Here is a 21,023-nt window from a genome sequence, read left to right on the forward strand (position 1 = left end):
TCAGCCCTTCGACTTCTGTTGCGCCGCGAGCCCTTCGGCGGCGCGGTCGTGGCTCGCCTGGCCCTCGGGCGTGGCGATCTCGGCGAAATCCTCCATCTCATAGAACGGCCGGATCTCGATCTCGCTCGGTCCCATCATCGGATTGGGGCAGCGTTTGACCCAGGCGACCGCCTCCTCCATGTCCTTCACCTCCCAGATCCAGTAGCCGGCGACCAGCTCCCGTGTCTCGGCGAACGGTCCGTCGATCACCCGACGGTCCGGCCCGTCGAAGGCGACCCGCTTGCCCATCTTCGACGGCTTCAGCCCGTCGCCCGAGAGCATGATGCCGGCCTGGACCAGTTCCTCGTTGAACTTGCCCATATCCTCGAACAGCTTCGGCGGCGGCATGATGCCTTCTTCGCTGTCTTCCGTCGCCTTGACCATCACCATCACACGCATGTCGTCTCTCCTCTCGTTCTGAAGGACCGCTTTTGCGATCCTGCCCCTCAACGAACGAACTAACCCGATTTCGACACGGCATGCGAAAAAAATCTTTGCCGGCATCTGCTGTTCCAGCAGCGGTTCACTTCGGAATGTGGATGGTCGCCCGAATGTGTTTGAGCGAAGCAACGATCGTGAAGGTCATGATAACCAGCAGCGTCCACGAGCTCCATTTGCCCAGATGCACCGTCGACCAGGCCCCGAGCTGGTTCGGATAATGCCAGATGGTGAAAAAGGTCGAGATATTCTCCGCCACCCAGATAAAGAAGCCGATCAGGATGAAGGCGATGAGCATCGGCATCTGCCGGTCGCGGTCGAAGGGCCGGAAGATCACCGTCGTGCGCGCATAAAGCCCGATCGCGAGTGCGGCCAGATACCAACGATAATCGCCGATATAGTGGTGGGTGAAGAAGTTGAGATAGATGGCGAGTGCCACGAGGGTCGCCATCCAGTAGGGTGGATGATGGCGGATGCGCACATCGAGGAGCCGCCAGGCCTGGATGATATAGCTGCCGACGGCCGCATACATGAAACCGGAAAACAAGGGCACGCCGATGACCTTCGTATAGGCGAAGTCCTGATAGGACCAGGAGGGATTGGCACCTGATGTCTTGAACGCTTCGAGCACGAAGCCCACGACATGGAACAGGCAGATCGCCTTCAGCTCGTCCGTGGTCTCGAGTTTGGTCCACACCATCCAGATCTGGATGGCAAGCGCGATGATCAGAAGTACGTCATAGCGTGGAATGCCGAAAAGCCCGGCCCGTGGCACGGCGAAGATCGAGACGAAGAACAGCCCGGCAAAGAGGCAGGCCCGCGCCTCCTTGATCCCGAACAGCAGAAATTCGACGACGAAGCGCCTGAAGCCGGTGAGGTCCGGATGCGGCGTGTGATCGATCAGACGTTGGTCGAGCCTGCTCAAGAGATCGGTTCGCCCGTCCGCCACCAGTGTCATCGCCGACCGCCTTCGCTGTTGCATTCCATTGCAACCTCACTACTAAGCGCTCATGGACGAAATCAAGGCATCGACGTCACTTCGGATGCGCCGGCTGGCGACGGCTGTCGGCATCATCGCTTGTGGCGTTACACTCCGTCTCGGCGGCTACGAGATCGGCCTGCCGTATTTCCTGGTGAAATACGGCGGCTCGACCCTCTGGGGCGCCATGGTCTTCTTCCTGGCTGCCACCCTTCTGCCACGGCAACCGATCGGCCGCCTGGCGGTCCTCGCCTTTGTCGTCGCAGCCCTCATCGAATTCAGCCGCCTCTACCACACACCATGGCTCGACGAATTCCGGCTGACACTCGCGGGCGCGCTGCTGCTCGGGCGGATCTTCTCCTGGTACAACATCCTGGCCTATGGCCTCGGCATCGCATTGGCCGCCTGGCTTGAACGGCGGCATCTCGAACGGTCGCCGTTCGGCGCAGCCTGAGGCACGCGCGCGACCGCTCAATACCGCGTCGTCAGATCCGTCAGCCAGAGCGGCGAGAGTTCGACCAGCACCGTCTCCACCCGCTTGTCGAACCCGCTCACCACCAGCACCCCCGTCACGAGCAGCAGCACCCCGAACAGCGCCTTGCCGCGCTGCCCGATGGTCATCAGCTGTCCGCGCGTCCGCTGGATGGCCGCCTTGGAAAGGGTTCCGATCAGCAGAAGGGGAAGGGCTGCCCCGATCCCGAAGGCCGTCATGGTGATCACCACCTGGCCCAGATTTTCGCCGCGGGCAGCAAGCAGCGAGGCGGCCCCGAGCGTCGGGCCGACGCAGGGGCTCCAAACCGCACCGAGCAGCAGGCCGACGAGAAACTGTCCCTTCAATCCGCTCTCATCGACGAGGCCGAGTTTGCCCTGTGACCAGTTCGCCGCCGGTCCCGCCGCCATCGCAAATCGGGCCTGAGCGGCCGGCACCAGAAGCAGCACGCCCATCGCCATCAGCAGCAGGCCGCCGGTGACACGGAACACGGTGAAATCGAGCCCGATCGAAAAGCCGACCAGCGCCACGAACAGCCCGATCACGACAAAGGACAGGCAGAGCCCCGCCGCCAGGGCCACGGGACCGAAACGATGCCTGTTCACCGCAGCACCCAGCACGATCGGTACAAGCGGCAGCGTGCAGGGATTGAGCAGCGACAGCACGCCGGCAAGAAACGCGAGAATGCCGCCGCTCAGCATGATGTCACCGCGTCAGGGTCGTCGCGAACAGCGCCTCGACGGATTGCGGATTGGTGTCGCCCACGGTCCGCTGCGTCTCAGTCGCCCCATTGAAGGCGATCAGCGTGGAGCGGCTCTGCGCCCCGAGACTGCGCATCTCGTCCTTCTGCGTATCGACATCCACCTGCAGCACCAGCACATCGGCAAATTCCGGCTTCTTCGCCAGTTCGCCGATGATCCGCTGCTGCGCCTGACAGGTGCTGCACCAGCTCGCCGTCACATCGACCACGACAGGCTTGCCCGCCGATTTGGCCGCTTCGAAAGCAGCCGTCTCAAACGGCTTGATCTCGAGCGCCTGCGCCATGCCGGCGGCCAGCGTTACACAGACGGCAAGCGTCGCAGCCGCCAATCTCTTCCCATAGGTCATGCGCATGAAAAACCCCTCCCTTGGTTGTCTCAAAAGATGTCTTGTTCGTCTAAAGCGATTGGCCCGCCCGAGCCGCCGCTTACCGCGCCCGCACCACGCCCCGTTTCGCCCGCCTTCGCTCCATGATCCGTGGCCGCACCAGCCGGTAACCGAGCAGCACGATCGCCACCACGATGTAGAAGGCCGGCTCGGCCGAAATCACCTTCAGCGACAGCGCATAATGCAGCACCGCGACGATCAGCACCGGATAAACCAGCTTGTGCAGCGTGTTCCAGCGCGGCCCCAGCCGCCGGATCGAGGCTCTGTTGGAGGTGACCGCCAGCGGGATCAGCATCAAAAGTCCCGCCATGCCCAGCATGATATAGGGACGCTTCAGGATGTCGCCGGCAATCGACGAGAAGATCAGCCCGCGATCCAGCGTCAGATAAACGGTGAAATGCGCCAGCACATAATAGAAGGCGAGAAGCCCGAGTGCGCGCCGATAGGCAATGAGGTTAATGCCGAACAGATCGCGCAACGGCGTGACAGCCAGCCCCAGACAGAGAAACCGGAGCGCCCAGAGCCCGAGGAGATGCTCGAAAGCCCTGACTGGATCGGCCCCCAGCCCGCCGAAGATACCGAGATAAAAGGCATACAGCCCTGGCGTTAGTCCGACCGCATAAAGCGCCCAGATGGAGGCCGGCTTGTAGTGGGCGGGCAGGGCAGGGAATGCGAGCATGGCCATCAGTAGAATTTCGTCAGGTCCATGCCGGCGTAGAGGTTCGCGACCTCATCGGCATAGCCGTTGAACGGCAGCGTATCGATGCGCGCGCCGCCGAACAGCCCGTCCGCCTCACCGATCCGCCGTTCCGTGGCCTGGCTCCAGCGCGGATGATCGACCGCCGGATTGACGTTGGCATAGAAGCCGTATTCGGATGGCTGCAGCTTGTTCCAGGTCGAGGGCGGCTCCTTGTCCGTCAGCGTGATCTTGACGATCGACTTGATGCCCTTGAAGCCGTACTTCCAGGGCACCACGAGCCGGATCGGCGCGCCGTTCTGGTTCGGCAGCGTTTCTCCGTAAAGTCCGGTCGCCAGGATCGCCAGCGGATGCCGCGCCTCGTCGAGCCTGAGGCCCTCGACATAGGGCCATTCCAGTGCCTGGAAAATCCCGGCCTGTCCCTGCATTTCCTCAGGTCTTACAAGCGTCTCGAAGGCGACATACTTCGCGGAGCCGAGCGGCTCGACCCGATCGAGCAGCGCGGAGATCGGGAAGCCGATCCACGGGATCACCATCGACCAGGCCTCGACGCAGCGCATCCGGTAGACGCGCTCCTCCATCGGGAATTCTTTCAGGATGGTCTCGATGTCGATGACCTGCGGCTTCGCCACCATGCCCCCGACCTCGATCGTCCAGGGACGGGTGTTGAGCGAGCCGGAATTGCGCGCCGGATCTTCCTTGCCCGTGCCGAATTCGTAGAAATTGTTGTAGCTGGTCACGTCCTCTTTCGAGGTCAGCTTGTCGTCCACCTTGTAGGCGCTCGGCTTGGCCGCAAGCGGCTGGATGAGCTGCGCAGCGCTCGCAATCGAGGGCAGGGCGGCTGCGCTCACGCCGCCTGCTGCCGCAGCGATGAACTCACGGCGCTTGAGATAAAGCGACTTCGGCGTGATGGCGCTTTCGGCGATGGGGGTAGGGCGGTAGCGGGACATGATCGACCTCGTAAAGCTCCGGAATGCCTTCGATATGACATAGGAGACGGACCGCAGGAAAACAGAGTTTCACTGTCGGGGAAAGAAGTCGTGCGGGAACAATTTCGTGTAGGCTCTGACAGAACGTGACGTGTAAGAAATCCCGCTCCGGCGCGACTGAGGTTACTCGCACCAGCTCAGCTTGTGTCCTTCCCAGCGATGCGCAAGCCCCTGGGCAATCAAGGTATCGCCGATCGACTGGCCGTCCTGCATCACCACGCGCAGCTTGCGGCCATACTTGTCGGTGTCCCGCCGCTCTTGTTGCTCGAGTGTCAGGCCCGTGCCGTTCAGTGTCTCAAGCAGCGCCACCTGCGCCTGATGCCCGAGCTGCCGTTCGCGTTCGCAGGCGGGCTGGCTGATCTCCGGCGTATTGATGTCGGAGATCCGGTATTTCACCCCCTCGTACCAGAAGGTGTCGCCATCGACGACGCAGTTGATGCGGGTCGCCGAGGCGCAGATCGAAAACGTGGCATGGATGGGATCGGCCCGGGAAGAAATCGAGCCGGTCGTGGAGAAATCGATCAGGCTCGCTGCATCCGCAAGGATCGTCGCAGGAGCCAGCCGCGGAGCCGGGATCAGACCCGAATAGATTCCGATCCCGCCAATGAGCAGAATGGTCGCCAGCCGCAGGGGAATGAAGTCGGTCGGCCGCCTCTGTGAACGGGGTGGAGGCGGCGGTCCGGCCAGTTTCTGCCGGGCATCCTTGAGCAACAGCACGCGGGCGGGTTTCCGAGTCATCATGACGCCTCCTTCTCGCCGTTAAAGAATAGGTGAGAGGTCTTGCGTCGGGCTTAATGCGATCACTCAAATGCGATTGGTTGTGCGGACTTGAACCGCCCCAACCAGACCGATTTGCCGAAAGCTACCAGTGGCAGGATGGCTGCCTTGGCTTGAATTTTTCCAAAGAAGGGTGTTGCGCACCCAACCACCATACGCACGCCCGCAGGCTCATCTCAATCACTGAAATGCCGATGAACGCGGCCGCCGCGTGAAGGGCGGGTGCGGACCTCGCCGGCAAAGCTGCCGGCAAACGCTGTCAGCCGACTTCGGCTCCGAAGGACTGGTTGTGCCCGCCATTGCAGTCCCATTGCACGAGCCGCTCGCCCGGCCGTTTCGATGAGTTCGGCACGTCGAGGCAGCGGTTGCTGTTGACGTTGCGGAAGAACAGTCCTGTTGGCCCCGGAGTGACATGCCAGAGTTGGTTGGCCTGGCCGGTGCAACTCCATTGGATCACATCAATGCCATTGCCGCGCTGGCCGCCGCGCACGTCGAGGCAGAGCCCGCTGTTCTGGTTGACGATCTGATAGGCCTTGCCCTTCCGGTAAAGCATCCATTGCTGGTTTGCATTGCTATGGCATCCCCACTGGATCAGCTGGCCACCCGGTCGGGTATCGTTCTGGAATATGTCGAGGCAGAGCCCGCTCGCCATATTGCGCAGGAAGATCGGATAGTTCGGCAGCGTCTGCGCGCGCGCTGGCATAAGACCAGCAGCAAAGGCACTGAGGATCAGGAGAAGGCGAATGGTTCTGGTCATGTAAAATCCCTCGGACTCGCAAGTCCGGTGAGCTTAGAGCGACGACGGATCCCGGCTCTGTCCAAACTTTGCAGCTTGTCCAGTTGTCGGCAGAAATCACGTTTCAGAAAGCGTACCGCTTTTCCACCATCTGATGGTGATTAAGGCGGGCATATCGGCTAAAACGGCACCAAATGAATTCACGTCGTCATGCCATCTCCGCCGGCAGGGCGAGTAAAGACTAACGAGGATCCACCCATGCCCGCCTATCGTTCGAGAACAACCACCCACGGCCGCAACATGGCCGGCGCGCGCGGCCTCTGGCGCGCCACCGGCATGAAGGATGGCGATTTCGGCAAGCCCATCATCGCCGTCGTCAACTCCTTCACCCAGTTCGTGCCCGGCCACGTCCACCTGAAGGATCTCGGCCAGCTCGTCGCCCGCGAGATCGAAGCGGCCGGCGGCGTGGCCAAGGAGTTCAATACCATCGCCGTCGACGATGGCATCGCCATGGGCCATGACGGCATGCTCTATTCGCTGCCGTCGCGCGAGATCATCTCCGACTCGGTCGAATACATGGTCAACGCCCACTGCGCCGACGCCATGGTCTGCATCTCCAACTGCGACAAGATCACCCCCGGCATGCTCTCGGCCGCCATGCGCCTCAACATCCCCGCCGTCTTCGTCTCCGGCGGCCCGATGGAAGCCGGCAAGGCGATCCTGCAGGGCCGCAAGGTGGCCCTCGATCTGGTCGATGCCATGGTTGCAGCGGCTGACGACAAGATCTCCGACGCCGATGTCGATGAAATCGAAAAGGCAGCCTGTCCGACCTGCGGCTCCTGCTCGGGCATGTTCACCGCCAACTCGATGAACTGCCTGACCGAAGCCCTCGGCCTGTCGCTGCCCGGCAACGGTTCGACGCTGGCAACCCATGCCGACCGCAAGCGTCTCTTCGTCGAGGCCGGCCACCTGATCGTCGATCTCGCCCGCCGTTATTACGAGCAGGACGACGAAACCGTCCTGCCCCGCACCATCGCCTCCAAGGCCGCCTTCGAAAATGCCATGGCTCTCGACATCGCCATGGGCGGCTCGACCAACACGGTCCTGCACATCCTGGCCGCCGCCCATGAAGGCGGCATCGACTTCACCATGGACGATATCGACCGCCTGTCCCGCCGCGTCCCCTGCCTCTCCAAGGTCGCGCCCGCCAAGCAGGACGTGCATATGGAAGACGTCCACCGCGCCGGCGGCATCATGCGCATCCTCGGCGAACTCGACCGTGGGGGCCTGATCAACCGCGACTGCCCGACCGTGCATGCCGAAACGCTTGGGCATGCCATCGACCGCTGGGACATCACCCGCACCAATTCCGAAACCGTCCGTGAATTCTTCAAGGCGGCTCCGGGCGGCGTTCGCACAACCCAGGCCTTCTCCCAGGCCTCGCGCTGGGACGATCTCGACACCGACGGTGAAAAGGGCGTCATCCGCTCGGTCGAACATCCCTTCTCCAAGGATGGCGGTTTGGCCGTCCTCAAGGGCAACATCGCGCTCGACGGCTGCATCGTGAAGACGGCCGGCGTCGACGAGAGCATCCTGAAGTTCAAGGGCCCGGCCCGCGTCTTTGAAAGCCAGGATTCGGCCGTCAAGGCGATCCTGTCGAACCAGATCGTCGCCGGCGATGTCGTCGTCATCCGCTACGAAGGCCCGAAGGGTGGCCCCGGCATGCAGGAAATGCTCTATCCGACGAGCTATCTGAAGTCCAAGGGCCTCGGCAAGGCCTGCGCACTCGTCACCGACGGCCGCTTCTCCGGCGGCACCTCGGGTCTCTCCATCGGCCATGCTTCGCCGGAAGCCGCCCAGGGCGGCGCGATTGGCCTGGTGCGCGAAGGCGACCTGATCGACATCGACATCCCCAACCGCACGATCAACCTCGTCGTCGACCCGGCAGAGCTTGAGCGCCGCCGCGCCGAACAGGATGCCAAGGGCTGGCAGCCCGCCGAAAAGCGCAAGCGCAATGTTACGACAGCACTCAAGGCCTATGCCGCGTTTGCGGCCTCTGCCGACAAGGGCGCCGTGCGCCAGTTGCCGGAATAAGCTGAGACCATAAAGGCAGGAGGCGGTCACCCGCCTTCTGCCAGGACTTCCCGTTTGACCGTGATGCAGCCTTGGCTGCAATCGGCCGCAGAGACGCAGCTTTCCTGAAGTCCCTCTCGCCCTGAAGTTTCCACCGCGAGGAGCCCCGATGACCGTCCCCTTCAGCCTTGTCGGCATCGACCATGTCGTCTTCATCGTCGATGACATGGAAAAGGCGCTCCGCTTCTATCACGAAGTCCTAGGCTGCCGACCGGGTTACAGCTATCCTGCGCTTGGGATGGAGCAGGTCTGGTGCGGCGCGGCCCTGATCGTGCTCTGGGACATCACCCATCCGGGCGGCCAGAAGGCCGCCCCACCCGTGTCGGGCGGCCGCAATGTCGACCACATCTGCATCGCCACCGGCCCCTTCGACCATGACGAACTGCGCGCCCATCTCGCCCGCCGCGGGGTGACGATCGACCGGGAGGCCATGCACGGCGGCGCCCGCGGCATGGGCCACTCCTTCTATGTGAAGGACCCCTTCGGCAACACGATCGAGATCAAAGGCCCGGCGGAATATCCAGACGGCCGGGTCTGAGGTTTACTCTCTGCCCCACCGTCACGCCCGGCGGCGGCCAAAGCGTTCCCCTTTGTCCGTATCCGTCACCCTCGGGCTTGTCCCGAGGGTCTGCCGAGCGATGACATTGAACGCGGTAGATGCTCGGCACAGGGCCGAGCATGACGAACCCGCACTTCGCACCGCCTCGGATCATAGTCGCCATTCCGCATGCGAGGGCGTACCGGGCAAGGTGCATTAATCCCGGTAACTCGGATCTTCCCTATCCAGACACGACTTCAGGTAGGCGAAATGCTTTTCCGCCATGCCGCGGTACGGAATCCAGCCATCCGAGGTGCCCTGCGCGATCTCGTCCGACAGCACCGCCAGCGGCTTGCCGGTCGACAGTGCCAGCACCATCGTCTGCGCCGCCTTCTCGAAGAAATACAGATCCTCAAACGCATCTGCCACCGTCTCGCCGGCAACCGACACCCCGTGATTGCCCATGACCAGAACCGCCTTGCCCCGTATCATCTCCGCAAGCCGCTCACCTTCCTCCGCCGCATCCGCGATGCCACCAAACGAGAGGTCGTAGCCGATCCGCCCGAAGAAACGCGCCGTGTTGTTGTCGAGCGGCAGAAGCGTCGGGTCCTTCAGGCAGGAAAGCGCCACGGCATAAGGCGAGTGGCAATGCAGGATGACGCGCGCCTCTGGCAGCATCCGGTGCAGCGTACCATGCACGGTCCAGGCCGACGGGTCGGGCGCGTTCGGCCTGTTCATCACGTCGGGATCATCGGCATCGAGCAGCAGCAGATCGCTCGCCTTCACCGTGGCGAAATGCTGCCAGCGCGGATTGAGCAGGAATTTTCGCCCACTGGTCGAAACCGCCGCGCTGAAATGATTGCCGACCGACTCGCTCCAGCCGAAGCGGTGACAGAGCCGGAAGGCGGCCGCGAGGTCCTGACGCAGCGTTTTCAGCGCTGCGTCGTCGAGCATGTCGTTTCCGGAAGCCGCGATATTCATGCCTTGAACCGTCCTTCCGTCGTCAGCGCCCGATAGGTCGAGCGCATTTCTTCGCGGTCGGCATAACAGCCGCGCAGATAGCGATCGCCGCTGGTCGCCGAATAGGCCATGCGCCCATGCACGATCCGATGGTTGTCGAACACCATACATTCGCCGGCCTTCATCAAAAACCGCATCATGAACCTGTCGTCCTGCAGCATCTTTCCGAAGCGGCAGAAGGCCGGATAATAATCGTCGAGCACGGTCTGCGGCAGGTCGAACAAATCGGCCATGTGCTGGCTGATCGTGAGCCCCGAGACCTCGCCGTGTTTGTCGAGCTCGATCACCCGCTGCCGCGAGCGCATGTCATAGGTGTCATGCTCGCAATAGAAGGGAATGTCGATTTCCGACAGCAGCTTGAAGCCATCAGGATCGATCTCGCGGAAGGCATTCGCCACTGCCACGCCGTCCGAATAGATGCTCATCCCGCCCTCGACGGTATTGGCCCGGCAATGCAGGAACTGGATGCCCGGCGCATGCTCCTCCGCAGGTGTGTCGGTGTGAAGCTCCAGTGCCTTTGCCGTATAGGCGGTGTTCGTCGGGTTGATGTGTGTCTTCACGTCAAAATATTCGCCGAAGAAGGTTGGCCGCACATGCCCCATCAGCTTGACGGTATCGGTCAGCCCCTGATCGCTGTCGGGCATGCCGGTCACGATCGTCAGCCCCTCGACGATCATCGCTTCGAGCCATTTCGCCACCATCTTCGGGTCCTGCATCAGTTCCGGCTGCGAGAAACGGGGAATGTCGGGATAGTGGTCGCTGAACCAGGCCTTGCGCGGCAAGTCGGCCGGATCCGGCCGATGTTTGCCCTCCGTGTAGAGTGCGAGCAGCGAAAGCGGAAAGCGCGACACATGGTTTTCGCCCGCCCAGCGGATCACAAGCGCATCACCCTCGATCTCCGCACGATCAGCCCGCGGTGCCTCCGACAGATGAAAGATGTCGAAGCTGCGCTCGCGCGTCTTGCTGTCGAAGGACGAAGGACAATTGTCGCGCAGCCAGTAGTAATTGAAATAGGCCTGTTTGCCGTCGGCGAGCGGCACATGCAGGCCCTTCTCGGCGAGTGTGACGGACCCTGTCGCAACATGCATGTTCATGGCGGATTTCCTTAAGTCTGAACGACCAACGAGCGGATCGGATTTGACGATCATCATCCGACTTTGCAGGCGAGACCAGACCGATTATGCTTATGCTGAGTTAAGCTGGAGGTTAAGTTGAGCCGTCTTCCGCCCCTGCGCCTTCTGACCACCTTCGAAGCCGTCGCCCGGCTCGGCTCGATGCGTGAGGCGGCAAGCGCCTTGAACGTTACCCAGCCCGCCGTGACGCAAGCGCTGAAGGCGCTGGAAGACCATGTCGGCGCCATCCTGATTGACCGCTCGACGCGGCCAGCAAGGCTCACCGAAGCCGGCCTTGAACTCGCCCGCGCCACCCGCGATGGCCTCGACCTCATCGCCGACACGATCGAGGAAATCCGCACCAGCACCGGCCTAGAAGATCAGCGCCTCACCGTCGCCTGCACCATGGGCCTCGCCACCCACTGGCTGATGCCGCGCCTCAGCGATTTTTACGCCCGCCATCCCGGGCTCTTCGTCAATGTCCAGGTCCCGCCCACGGACCTGCCGCAGATCTGGCCCGGCACCGATCTCGTGCTGCGCTACGGTCGTGGCACCTGGACCGACGGTGAGACGCTGCGCCTCTTCAACGAAACCGTCTGCCCCGTCGGCCGTCCGGCTCTGGTCGAGAGCCTGCTGGCAAAAGGCGAGGGGCTGGAGACCGCCCCGCTCATCCATGTCCGCACCGTCGAGGCCCGCCACTGGGAAGGCTGGACCGATTATCTGGCGCGGCGCGGCCTGCCCAAACCACGCGGCCCGTCCCACATCTTCGACAACTACGTCCAGGCGGTTCAGGCAGCCCTCGACGGCCGTGGCCTGATGCTCGGCTGGCGATCCATCACCGACACCCTCGTCGCCGACGGCAGCCTGAAACCCTGGCCCGAAGGCGCGGTCGACCTTGGCACCGCCTACTTCGCGACAGTGGCACCTGCGGCGGCAAAACGTCCGGCGGTCAAGGCCTTTGTGGCCTGGTTGGGGGAGGGGACGGAGAGCGCCCTTGCGAAATAAGGAAATTAGGCAACTAGGTAAATAACGCGGGCCGCGAGTAGAGGGCTGGCTACGAAGTCGGGCGCGTTTTCTGAAAACTGTCGAGCGCCTTCACCCTCTGCCACCAGTCACCGAGGTTGCGGCGTTCAAAAAACATCTCCCGCACCTCCGGGACCTCGAGCGCATAGTTGATCATCGACGCCAGATAGAGGTCAGCCAGCGTGAGCGCGTTTCCACACATCCACCGCTGGTCGGCAAGCAGGTCGGCGAGAACATCGAGTGAGATCCTGGCGATGGCACGCGCTTTCTCCACGCGGCCTCCATCCGGCGCTTCCCGTCGCTTTGGCTTTTCGATGCATTCGACATAAAGCCCCCAGACCATCTGCGGATACACATAACCATCCGCAATACTGACAATCTGGTTCATGCGGGCGCGTGTTTTGGCATCCGCAGCCTGAAGCGGCGGCCCGTCGAATGCCTCGTCGATATAGCGGGTGATGGCGCCGGTCTCGTAGAGGTGGAAATCGCCGTGCGCGAAGGCCGGTATCTTGCCGAAAGGGTGCCGGGCCAAGTGGTGATCGGGTATTCCGTCTTCGGCAAAGATATCGACCGGCACCAGGTCATGCGCCACACCTTTTTCCAGAAGCGCAAGGCGGGCGATGCGCACGTAAACGCTGTAATCGGCACCATAGAGCTGAGGTCGTGTGCTGCTCGCAGTCTCCGTCACCTTCGCTCCTCATGCGTCGATTGCTGCATCTTCTGAACTGCGGCCTTTAGAGGGTTTAGGTGCCGTTCCAGCACCGACCAGATCACGTCATCCGCAATCTTGTGATACTCGTGCCGGAGCACATTCCCGATGCCGTGGATTTGTTTCCAGGGCATGTCCGGTGCTAACGTGAGCAGGTCGTCCGGTATATGCCGCGATGCTTCGGATATGATTTCGAGAGCCCGTTGCACGGCGAGCCTGAGCAGCCAGTCCTGCTTGAAATCTGCAAGCGATTTGCCGGCGGTGTGTTTTTCGATGCCTTCGATTGCATCCAGGATCTCTGCGAAGACTGCGTCTACCCTGCGTCCGGTCATCAAAACACCCGCAGCGCGGACCGCTCGATATCGGCGCGCAGCATGGGGTGCAGGCTGTTTCTTGTGGTAAGATCTACGGCAATCGAAAGTTCCTGCTCCAGAAACTGCTGGATGCCGATGAGTTCGATCAGGGAAAATTTCTGGTCTGGATCATGATCAATGAACAGATCGAGGTCGCTCGTCGGCTTCGCCTCATCGCGGGCCGTCGAGCCGAATACGAAGAGCGCAGTCGCGCCCATGCCACGGACCGTTGGGGCAAGCCGCTTGAGATGCGATATGGCTTCAACCTGTTTCATGCAAGGATGTTAGCACACGGCACGTTGTCCGTCACTTCGGCCGCTGCACGCCCTCATACACCGTCGCGAGCTGCGCCATCCGCGCCGCATAAGCGGCCGTCAGGCAATCGACATCGCCTTTGCATTCGCCGCGCTTCGTCAGCCATTCGATCTGCTGGTCCTGCAATTCGCCACGCGCGCCCATGGCGAGCAGGCCGGACAGGAGCTCGAAGGTCGTCACCATCTTCACGTCCATGTCGTTGAGCGACAGTGTCTGGCAGATCGCCGCCTCGTCTTCGGCGAGGTCCGGCTTCTTGCAGTCGAAGCTTGCGGCATGAGCGGGCAGGGCGCCCGCCACCATGGGCCCGGCAAGCAGCGCGAAAATCAGCGCGCGGGTGGCGGCTGCATGGGGATCGGACATAATGACCTCGTTCTGGTTCGGCAACGGAGGCTGAACGCCCCTGGCGCGGTCACGTTCCGTGCGCCGTGCGCATGGCAGCCTCTCACGATGCGGTGAGGCAGCGTCCGAGGGGCTTTGATCGTTCTGATGGCGTCCCTAAGTTGCACGGGATGAACAGAAGAACCCTCCTCGCCGCGGCGGCAGCCCTCCCGTTCTGCGCGGCTGCCCGCGCCTTCGCCCAATCGACAGACTCGGGCGCATTGTCCTCCGCCGATCTCGACGTGATCCGCCAGCGCATCGGCGCTCTGCTCGCCGAGGCCCGCCGCCTCGAGACCCTGGAAACCGTCATCGTCACCCGCAACGGCGAACGGCTCGGCGAGCGCGCCTATGGCGACAGCTCGCTCACCGGCTCCACCAACATCAAGTCGGCTTCGAAATGCGTGGTCTCCGCGCTCGTCGGCATCGCCATCGACAAGGGCCTTCTCGATGGCGTCGACCAGAAGATCGAAACCGTCCTGCGCTCGGAATTCCCGAAAAATCCCGATCCACGCCTGTCGAAGATCACCATCGGCCATCTCTTGTCGATGCGCGCGGGCCTCGACCGCATGTCCGGCCCGAATTATGGCCGCTGGGTCGCAAGCCGCAACTGGACCCGCTTCGCGCTGGCCGCCGACTTCATCGACGAGCCGGGCGGTGGCATGCTCTATTCCACCGCCTCCACCCATCTGCTTTCGGTCATCCTCACCAAGGTTTCAGGCAAGCCCACTTTGGCGCTGGCGCGAGATTGGCTTGGTCCGTTGAAGGGTTTCCGCATCGGCGCCTGGGACCGCGATCCCCAGGGCTATTATCTCGGGGGCAATCAGATGGCCATGACGCCGCGTTCGCTCCATGCCTTCGGCGAACTCTATCGCCGCGGCGGCGTCACCGAGGACGGCACCCGGCTGATCTCTGAATCCTGGGTCCGCGAAAGCTGGATCCGCCGCACCAACTCCGTCTTCAACGGCGATGGTTATGGCTATGCGTGGTTCCTGAGGGAGATGAATGGCGAGCAGGTCAACTATGCCTGGGGCTACGGCGGTCAGATGCTCTACATTGCCCCGAGCCTCGGCCTCACCGTCGCCATGACGTCCAACGAGGCAGCCCCATCGGCCCGCACCGGCTACCGCGACGAACTGCACGGGCTGATGTCCAGCATCATCGGCATCGTCAGGACTTGAGGCGTCGCTGCTTTATCCCCATCTGCGATCACACTTCCTTGGTTCTGCCTATTTCAGGACGCAGGAACCGTGTTTAGAACATCCATGATCCATTGAAGGGTTCTTGCATGCCGCGTCTCAGCCGTTTCCTCTCCTTTGCCCTTGTTCTGACCGTTGCCGCAACGCCGCTGGCGGGTACCACCGTGCTTGCTCAGGACAAGGTCGTGCCGCAGAACCAGCTCGACATGCAGATGTCCTTCGCCCCGCTGGTCAAGCAGACGCGCGGCGCGGTCGTGAACGTTTATGCCGAGCGCATCGTCCAGAGCCGCTCCAATCTCTTTGCCGGTGATCCCTTCTTCGAACAGTTCTTCGGCCAACGCATGCCGAACCGGACGGAAAAGCAGTCCTCACTCGGCTCAGGTGTCATCGTCGAGGCGAACGGTACGGTCGTCACCAACAACCACGTCATCGATGGCGCCGACGACATCAAGGTCGCACTCGCCGATGGTCGTGAATATCCAGTCAAGGTGGTGCTGAAGGATGATCGCCTCGATCTCGCCGTGCTAAAATTCGATGCGCCTGAAACCATGCCGACTCTGCCGATCGGCGATTCCGATTCAACCGAAGTCGGCGATCTCGTGCTGGCCATCGGCAATCCCTTCGGCGTCGGCCAGACGGTGACATCAGGCATCGTCTCTGCGCTCGCCCGCAACCAGGTGACGGAAGGCGATTTCGGCTTCTTCATTCAGACCGATGCCGCAATCAATCCCGGCAATTCCGGTGGCGCGCTGGTCAACACCAAGGGCGAACTGATCGGCATCAATACGGCCATCTTCTCGCGCGGCGGCGGCTCGAACGGCGTCGGCTTCGCCATCCCGGCAAACCTCGTGCGCGTCTTCCTCGATGCCGCCGATCGTGGCGATGCGAGCTTCGAAAAGCCTTATGTCGGTGCGAGCTTCGAGCCGGTGACATCGGATGTTGCCGAAGCACTCGGCCTGAAGACGGTGCGCGGCGCGCTCGTCGTGCGCATCGCCGAAGATGGGCCAGCCGCCAAGGCAGGCCTGAAGCCCGGCCAGGTCGTGACCGCCGTTAACGGCATCCCCGTCGAACATCCCGACGCCCTCGGCTACCGCCTGACCACGGCAGGGCTCGGCAAGACCGCTGAACTCACAGTGCAGGAGGATGGGAAGGAAAAGAAGATCCCACTGACGCTGGCCGCCGCCCCCGAAACCCGCCCGCGTGACATTCAGCTGATTGAGGGGCGCAATCCCTTTGCCGGCATCCGTGCTGGCAACCTTTCGCCGCGTCTTGCTTATGAACTCAAGATGGCCTCGGAAGTTGCCGGCGTGGTCGTCACCGAAGTGGTCCGGGGCTCGCCCGCCGCCCGGCTCGGCTTCCAGCCGCGCGACATTGTCGTCGCCGTCAATGGGGAGGACATCGCCTCGGTTGAAGACCTCAAGAAGATCGCCGAAAGCGATCCGGGCTTCTGGCGGGTCGAGATCGAACGCGACGGCCAGCGCATCCGGCAGATCTTTCGATGAGTGATCTCTTCGCGCCGCAGATGTCGAAGGAAATGGCCGAGCGGCGTCCGCTTGCCGATCGTCTGCGGCCGAAAAACCTGTCGGAAGTGACAGGCCAGGAACACCTGACCGGCGAGGATGGCGTGCTTGCCCGGATGATCGCCTCGGGCTCCCTCGGCTCGATGATCTTCTGGGGGCCGCCCGGCACCGGCAAGACCACCGCCGCGCGGCTCCTGTCGGGCGAGGCGGGCCTCGCCTTCGAGCAAATCTCGGCCATTTTCTCCGGCGTCGCGGATCTCAAGAAGGTGTTCGAAAGCGCCCGGCTGCGGCGAATGGAAGGCCGCCAGACCCTGCTCTTCGTCGACGAGATCCACCGCTTCAACCGCGCCCAGCAGGATAGTTTCCTGCCTGTCATGGAAGACGGCACCGTCATCCTCGTCGGCGCCACCACCGAAAACCCGAGCTTCGAGTTGAACGCCGCTCTTCTGTCGCGGGCGCGGGTGCTCACCTTCAAGCCGCATGACGAGGCGAGCATCGAGACGCTGTTGAAGCGCGCCGAGGAGACGGAAGGCAAGCCGCTGCCGCTCGACGCGGATGCGCGGGCCACCCTGATCCGCATGGCCGATGGCGACGGCCGGGCGTCCCTGACGCTGGCCGAAGAAGTCTGGCGTGCCGCCCGTCCAGGCGAAATCTTCGACACCGAAGGGCTGGGCCGCATCGTCCAGCGCCGCGCGCCTGTCTACGACAAGGGGCAGGACGGCCACTACAACCTGATCTCCGCGCTCCACAAGGCCGTGCGCGGCTCCGATCCGGATGCCGCCCTCTACTATCTCTGCCGCATGTTCGATGCCGGCGAAGATCCGCTCTATCTCGGGCGCCGGCTCGTGCGCATGGCGGTGGAGGATATCGGTCTGGCCGACCCCCAGGCCCTGGTCGTCTGCAACGCCGCCAAGGATGCCTATGATTATCTGGGCTCGCCGGAAGGCGAGCTGGCGCTGGCCGAGGCCTGCGTCTATCTGGCGACGGCCCCGAAATCGAACGGGGTCTATGTCGCCTACAAGGCGGCGATGCGGGCGGCCAAGGAATACGGCTCGCTGCTTCCGCCCAAGCACATCCTCAATGCCCCGACCAAGTTGATGAAGGCGGAAGGCTACAACGAGGGCTATCGCTACGACCACGACGAGCCCGACGCTTTTTCCGGCCAGGACTATTTCCCGGAGAAGATGGGCCGGAAGACCTTCTACGATCCGCCGGAGCGCGGCTTCGAGCGGGAGATCCGCAAGCGGCTGGATTGGTGGGCGAAGCTCAGGCGTGAACGCGGAGGTTGAATTCGGCCCGCCGGCTTGTGTATCGTCATTTCATTTTAAGCTCATTTTAAAGCGCGCTGCTGTAGGTTCGCCTGATGCTATATTTCAGGAATTCGAGCATGCCGCATCTTCACAAGTATGTTGAACCTTCGGCCCCGACGACTGCGCGCCAGCGCTTCGGCCTCACGGCGCTGGTCGCGATCTTTTCGGCCATGCTCATCACGCTGTCGGCCCTGTCTCTCTTCTTCGTCGGGGGAGTGGCTTCGAAAACGGCAGACAAGATTGCCATTGAAAAACAATATGTCCTGTTCGAAAACGCCCTGCGTGACCGCCAGAACCTGATGGCCCGCGATCAGCTGGGCCTCGCCCGCTGGGACCGCTCGGTCAAATACGTGACGCTCAGGTTCCGGGAAACCTATGTCGAGGAGGAGCTGGTATCCTCCCTCTGGCACGACTTCGGCCACGAGCGCAGTTTTCTCGTCGGGCCGGGCGGCCGGCTGCTGATGTCGGCCTGGCAGGACCAGGTCGACTTCACCCAGCGCACACTCGCCGACGGCGACAGCCTGCTCGCTCTGGTCGATCTCGCCATTGCCCGCCATAACACCAATCGCACGACGATCGAGGGCGGTTACGGCCAGCGTCCCGTGCAAGCCTCCCAGGTGGAGGAGATCGCCGCCTTTGGTTTCATCGAGATCGACAGCGAGGTGATGATCGCGAGCGCCATGGCGATCGTGCCGGACGACGGCGAAGTGGCCCTGCCGGACGGGCCGCCGATCATTCTCGTCTCGGCGCGACCGGTCAATACGAGTTTCATCGATGACATCAATTCGCAGCTGAAGCTCACCAATGTCACGTTCGACCGCCACGGCAACGGCCTCATTCCCGTCATCGATGTCGAGGCGCGCACACTCGGAAGCTTCTCCTGGGACCTCTATCTGCCGGGCAGGGACATCTGGCCCGTGGTCGTCCCGCTGACCTTCGGCCTCTGCGGAGTGATGCTGATCGCTACACTCGTGCTCGGCCGTTACATCCACCTTCTCTCGGTGCGCCTGGAGGCGAGCGAGCGGCGCAATCGCGACCTCGCGATGCGTGACGCCTTGTCGGGTCTCGCCAACCGCCTCTGTTTCGATCAGGCGCTGAATTCCGCCTCCGAGCGTCTCGCCCATGCGCCCTTCGCCGTCATCGCCTGCGATCTCGACCGCTTCAAGGCGGTGAACGACGTCCACGGCCATGCCGCCGGCGACGAGGTGATCCGCGTGGTCGCGGAACGCCTGAAAGAGGCCGTCGGCGATCAGGGTCTGGTCGGTCGCACCGGCGGCGACGAATTCGTGATCCTGATGTCCGCCTTCCGCGACCGGGCGCGGCTGGCGCTGCTGGCGCAGCACATCATCACCTCGATTTCCCGGCCCATCGTGTTGCCGGACGGCGCCGTGGTCGATGTCGGCATCAGTCTCGGCATTGCCGCGGCACCCGACCAGGGCATTTCTGGCCGCGAAATCATGGCGAGTGCGGATCAGGCGCTCTACGCGTCGAAGGAGGGCGGACGTGGCCGGGCCTTCTTCGCCGAGGATCTCGATGAGGCGGCCCGAAATCTCGCCGGCCATGCCGCGGAGGCGGTGAATGCGGCCTGACCTGTCGCGCCGCCACCTGCTGGCGCTGCTGGCGGCGACGACGCTTTCGGGCCTGGTGTCACCGGCCATGGCGGCCGGTGCTGCAACCCAGGGTGCCGCCAGCATAGCCGCCGAACCGAAGCGCCGTGGCAAGGGCACCCGCGTCATCGTCATCGGAGCCGGCATGGCGGGTCTCGTGGCTGCCGCGCGCCTGGTGGAGGAGGGGGCCGAGGTCGTGGTGATCGAGGCCCGAAACCGCATCGGCGGGCGCATCTTCACCGATCGCAGCCTCGGTGTTCCGGTCGAACTCGGCGCCGGCTTCATCCACGGCTTCAACGGCAATCCGCTGGCGGATCTTCTCGACCGGTCTGGCAGTCGGCCCTTCTTCATCGATGAGGACCGGGCCGTGCTGCTTGAGGACGGCGGCATAGAGCCGGAGGAATTCGAGCTCGACGACCTCTGGGACGATGTCGACACGATCATCGAGGATGCGGCGGAAGAGTCCGATGGCAATCCGGACACCTCGCTGGCCGAGATCGTCGATATTCTCGATCCGGGCCTGGCGAAGGAGCCGATCGGCGGCTGGGCGCTCACCGACATGATCGAAAACGACGTCGGCGCACCGCTCGATGCCATCTCCGCCCTGCATTTTGATGGCGACGAGGCCTTCGACGGACCCGACGTCGTGGTGAAGCAGGGGTACGACACGCTGCTGGCGCCGCTTGCCAAGGGGCTCGACATCCGCCTCGGCGAAACGGTTCTGCGTATTGCCACGGGCAAGCATGGCGTCACCGTCGAAAGCGACAAGGGCCGTCATCGGGCGGCTCATGTCGTGGTGACCGTGCCGCTCGGGGTTCTCAAGGCGGGCAGCATCCGCTTCGAGCCGGCTTTGCCAGAGGCGCATAGGCAGGCGATCGACGCGATTGGCTTCGGCAATCTCGGCAAGGTGTCGGTGCGTTTCGACAGGGCCTTCTGGCCGAAGGATGCTCATTACATCGGCTACGTCGCCCGCGAGCGCGGCCGCTATGCCGAAATCGTCAACCTGATGCCGAGCCACGATGCCGCCGCGCTGACGCTGGTGGCGAGCGGCGCCTATGCCAAGACCCTGGACGCGATGGACGATCGGGCCGTGGCTGCCGACGTGATGCAGGCGCTCGGATCGATGTTCGGGGTTCAGCCGAAGCCGCCGAGCGGGCTGGTGCGCCATGTCTGGTCCACGGATCCGCTCGCCCGCGGCACCTATTCCTTTACCGCGACCGGAACCCTGCCGGCGCATTTCGACGCCCTGGCAAAGCCTGCGGGGCAGGGGCTGTGGCTTGCCGGCGAACACACGCTCTTTGCCTATCACGGCACGGCGCACGGGGCCTTCCTGAGCGGTCAGCGCGCGGCCGACGCGATCCTCGCCAGTCTCTGAACCCGCTCCGGTATATGAAACCGGAAGGTCTTCGAGGCCGGAAAATATTCGAGAAGCCGGAGCGGCTGCATCTGCCGACCACCACGCGGGCGCTCGACCTGGCGAGGCCCACCCGACGAGGCTCATCGGGTAATTGCGAGCCG

Annotated in this window: 23 protein-coding genes; 9 read left to right on the forward strand and 14 right to left on the reverse strand. The window is 63.1% G+C overall.

The window, feature by feature from the left end; translation table 11 throughout:
• Together FJQ55_RS08335 and FJQ55_RS08340 are read right to left on the reverse strand one after the other, a co-directional pair.
• Nucleotides 1-438, reverse strand: a complete 438-nt coding sequence (locus tag FJQ55_RS08335; protein ID WP_140827125.1) for a YciI family protein — start codon at nucleotides 436-438, stop codon at nucleotides 1-3.
• Nucleotides 439-562: 124 nt separating this feature from the next.
• Nucleotides 563-1,435, reverse strand: a complete 873-nt coding sequence (locus FJQ55_RS08340; protein ID WP_140827126.1) for a DUF817 domain-containing protein — start codon at nucleotides 1,433-1,435, stop codon at nucleotides 563-565.
• A gap of 52 nt (nucleotides 1,436-1,487) precedes the next feature.
• Between FJQ55_RS08340 and FJQ55_RS08345 the strand changes: the two genes are divergently transcribed.
• Entirely contained in the window at nucleotides 1,488-1,910 is a 423-nt protein-coding gene (locus FJQ55_RS08345; protein ID WP_140827127.1) for a ribosomal maturation YjgA family protein, read from the forward strand.
• A gap of 17 nt (nucleotides 1,911-1,927) precedes the next feature.
• Here the strand turns inward: FJQ55_RS08345 and FJQ55_RS08350 are convergent, their stop codons facing one another.
• From FJQ55_RS08350 to FJQ55_RS08375, 6 genes are all read right to left on the reverse strand, one after another.
• The gene (locus tag FJQ55_RS08350) at nucleotides 1,928-2,647 is read right to left on the reverse strand and encodes a cytochrome c biogenesis CcdA family protein (RefSeq protein WP_140827128.1); all 720 of its coding nucleotides are present in this window, start codon (nucleotides 2,645-2,647) and stop codon (nucleotides 1,928-1,930) included.
• Between the two features lie 4 nt (nucleotides 2,648-2,651).
• The gene (locus FJQ55_RS08355) at nucleotides 2,652-3,059 is read right to left on the reverse strand and encodes a thioredoxin family protein (protein WP_140827129.1); all 408 of its coding nucleotides are present in this window, start codon (nucleotides 3,057-3,059) and stop codon (nucleotides 2,652-2,654) included.
• Between the two features lie 73 nt (nucleotides 3,060-3,132).
• Nucleotides 3,133-3,777 carry a protein-methionine-sulfoxide reductase heme-binding subunit MsrQ gene (gene msrQ / locus FJQ55_RS08360; RefSeq protein ID WP_140827130.1) on the reverse strand — a complete coding sequence of 215 codons (645 nt, stop codon included), beginning with the start codon at nucleotides 3,775-3,777 and terminating at the stop codon, nucleotides 3,133-3,135.
• Nucleotides 3,777-4,739, reverse strand: a complete 963-nt coding sequence (gene msrP / locus FJQ55_RS08365; RefSeq protein ID WP_140827131.1) for a protein-methionine-sulfoxide reductase catalytic subunit MsrP — start codon at nucleotides 4,737-4,739, stop codon at nucleotides 3,777-3,779. The genes msrQ and msrP overlap by 1 nt, the downstream gene beginning before the upstream one ends.
• Before the next feature lie 162 nt (nucleotides 4,740-4,901).
• Nucleotides 4,902-5,519 (reverse strand): thermonuclease family protein, encoded by a 618-nt coding sequence (locus FJQ55_RS08370; protein WP_246085053.1) that lies wholly within the window; start codon nucleotides 5,517-5,519, stop codon nucleotides 4,902-4,904.
• 295 nt (nucleotides 5,520-5,814) lie between these two features.
• Nucleotides 5,815-6,312 (reverse strand): RICIN domain-containing protein, encoded by a 498-nt coding sequence (locus FJQ55_RS08375; RefSeq protein ID WP_140827132.1) that lies wholly within the window; start codon nucleotides 6,310-6,312, stop codon nucleotides 5,815-5,817.
• A 237-nt stretch (nucleotides 6,313-6,549) separates the two neighbouring features.
• Here FJQ55_RS08375 and ilvD point away from each other — a divergent pair, with 237 nt between their 5' ends.
• Together ilvD and FJQ55_RS08385 are read left to right on the forward strand one after the other, a co-directional pair.
• Complete coding sequence (gene ilvD / locus FJQ55_RS08380; protein ID WP_140827133.1) at nucleotides 6,550-8,385, forward strand: dihydroxy-acid dehydratase; 1,836 nt, start codon at nucleotides 6,550-6,552, stop codon at nucleotides 8,383-8,385.
• Nucleotides 8,386-8,533: 148 nt separating this feature from the next.
• The gene (locus tag FJQ55_RS08385) at nucleotides 8,534-8,962 is read left to right on the forward strand and encodes a VOC family protein (protein WP_140827134.1); all 429 of its coding nucleotides are present in this window, start codon (nucleotides 8,534-8,536) and stop codon (nucleotides 8,960-8,962) included.
• A gap of 216 nt (nucleotides 8,963-9,178) precedes the next feature.
• Here the strand turns inward: FJQ55_RS08385 and FJQ55_RS08390 are convergent, their stop codons facing one another.
• Entirely contained in the window at nucleotides 9,179-9,943 is a 765-nt protein-coding gene (locus FJQ55_RS08390; RefSeq protein ID WP_140827135.1) for a class II aldolase/adducin family protein, read from the reverse strand.
• Nucleotides 9,940-11,076 carry a TauD/TfdA family dioxygenase gene (locus tag FJQ55_RS08395; protein ID WP_140827136.1) on the reverse strand — a complete coding sequence of 379 codons (1,137 nt, stop codon included), beginning with the start codon at nucleotides 11,074-11,076 and terminating at the stop codon, nucleotides 9,940-9,942. Before FJQ55_RS08395 ends, FJQ55_RS08390 begins: the two co-directional genes overlap by 4 nt.
• Before the next feature lie 117 nt (nucleotides 11,077-11,193).
• Here FJQ55_RS08395 and FJQ55_RS08400 point away from each other — a divergent pair, with 117 nt between their 5' ends.
• On the forward strand, nucleotides 11,194-12,099 hold the full coding sequence (locus FJQ55_RS08400) for a LysR substrate-binding domain-containing protein (RefSeq protein WP_140827137.1): 906 nt from the start codon (nucleotides 11,194-11,196) through the stop codon (nucleotides 12,097-12,099).
• A 49-nt stretch (nucleotides 12,100-12,148) separates the two neighbouring features.
• Here FJQ55_RS08400 and FJQ55_RS08405 read toward each other — a convergent pair whose 3' ends face one another.
• Genes FJQ55_RS08405 through FJQ55_RS08420 form a run of 4 tightly spaced genes read right to left on the reverse strand, consistent with a single transcriptional unit; the run spans nucleotide 12,149 to nucleotide 13,854 of the window.
• The gene (locus FJQ55_RS08405; RefSeq protein ID WP_140827138.1) at nucleotides 12,149-12,805 is read right to left on the reverse strand and encodes a glutathione S-transferase family protein; all 657 of its coding nucleotides are present in this window, start codon (nucleotides 12,803-12,805) and stop codon (nucleotides 12,149-12,151) included.
• Complete coding sequence (locus FJQ55_RS08410; protein ID WP_140829164.1) at nucleotides 12,802-13,158, reverse strand: HepT-like ribonuclease domain-containing protein; 357 nt, start codon at nucleotides 13,156-13,158, stop codon at nucleotides 12,802-12,804. Before FJQ55_RS08410 ends, FJQ55_RS08405 begins: the two co-directional genes overlap by 4 nt.
• Complete coding sequence (locus tag FJQ55_RS08415) at nucleotides 13,158-13,454, reverse strand: nucleotidyltransferase family protein (protein ID WP_140827139.1); 297 nt, start codon at nucleotides 13,452-13,454, stop codon at nucleotides 13,158-13,160. Before FJQ55_RS08415 ends, FJQ55_RS08410 begins: the two co-directional genes overlap by 1 nt.
• A gap of 31 nt (nucleotides 13,455-13,485) precedes the next feature.
• Nucleotides 13,486-13,854, reverse strand: coding sequence for a lysozyme inhibitor LprI family protein (locus FJQ55_RS08420; protein WP_140827140.1), 369 nt, complete (start codon nucleotides 13,852-13,854; stop codon nucleotides 13,486-13,488).
• Between the two features lie 149 nt (nucleotides 13,855-14,003).
• On the opposite strand from FJQ55_RS08420, the gene FJQ55_RS08425 reads away from it, so the two are divergent.
• From FJQ55_RS08425 to FJQ55_RS08445, 5 genes are all read left to right on the forward strand, one after another.
• The gene (locus tag FJQ55_RS08425; RefSeq protein WP_140827141.1) at nucleotides 14,004-15,050 is read left to right on the forward strand and encodes a serine hydrolase domain-containing protein; all 1,047 of its coding nucleotides are present in this window, start codon (nucleotides 14,004-14,006) and stop codon (nucleotides 15,048-15,050) included.
• Nucleotides 15,051-15,157: 107 nt separating this feature from the next.
• Complete coding sequence (locus FJQ55_RS08430; protein ID WP_140827142.1) at nucleotides 15,158-16,570, forward strand: DegQ family serine endoprotease; 1,413 nt, start codon at nucleotides 15,158-15,160, stop codon at nucleotides 16,568-16,570.
• Nucleotides 16,567-17,877, forward strand: a complete 1,311-nt coding sequence (locus FJQ55_RS08435; RefSeq protein ID WP_140827143.1) for a replication-associated recombination protein A — start codon at nucleotides 16,567-16,569, stop codon at nucleotides 17,875-17,877. Before FJQ55_RS08430 ends, FJQ55_RS08435 begins: the two co-directional genes overlap by 4 nt.
• A gap of 98 nt (nucleotides 17,878-17,975) precedes the next feature.
• A complete protein-coding gene (locus FJQ55_RS08440) occupies nucleotides 17,976-19,487 on the forward strand; it encodes a diguanylate cyclase domain-containing protein (protein WP_161596967.1) in 1,512 nt (503 codons plus the stop codon).
• Nucleotides 19,477-20,880: a flavin monoamine oxidase family protein gene (locus tag FJQ55_RS08445; protein WP_140827145.1), complete on the forward strand. Its 1,404-nt coding sequence runs from the start codon at nucleotides 19,477-19,479 to the stop codon at nucleotides 20,878-20,880. The genes FJQ55_RS08440 and FJQ55_RS08445 overlap by 11 nt, the downstream gene beginning before the upstream one ends.
• Nucleotides 20,881-21,023: the final 143 nt, after the last annotated feature.

Origin of the sequence: Rhizobium glycinendophyticum (assembly GCF_006443685.1) — a bacterium.
GTDB classification, from domain to species: domain Bacteria; phylum Pseudomonadota; class Alphaproteobacteria; order Rhizobiales; family Rhizobiaceae; genus Allorhizobium; species Allorhizobium glycinendophyticum.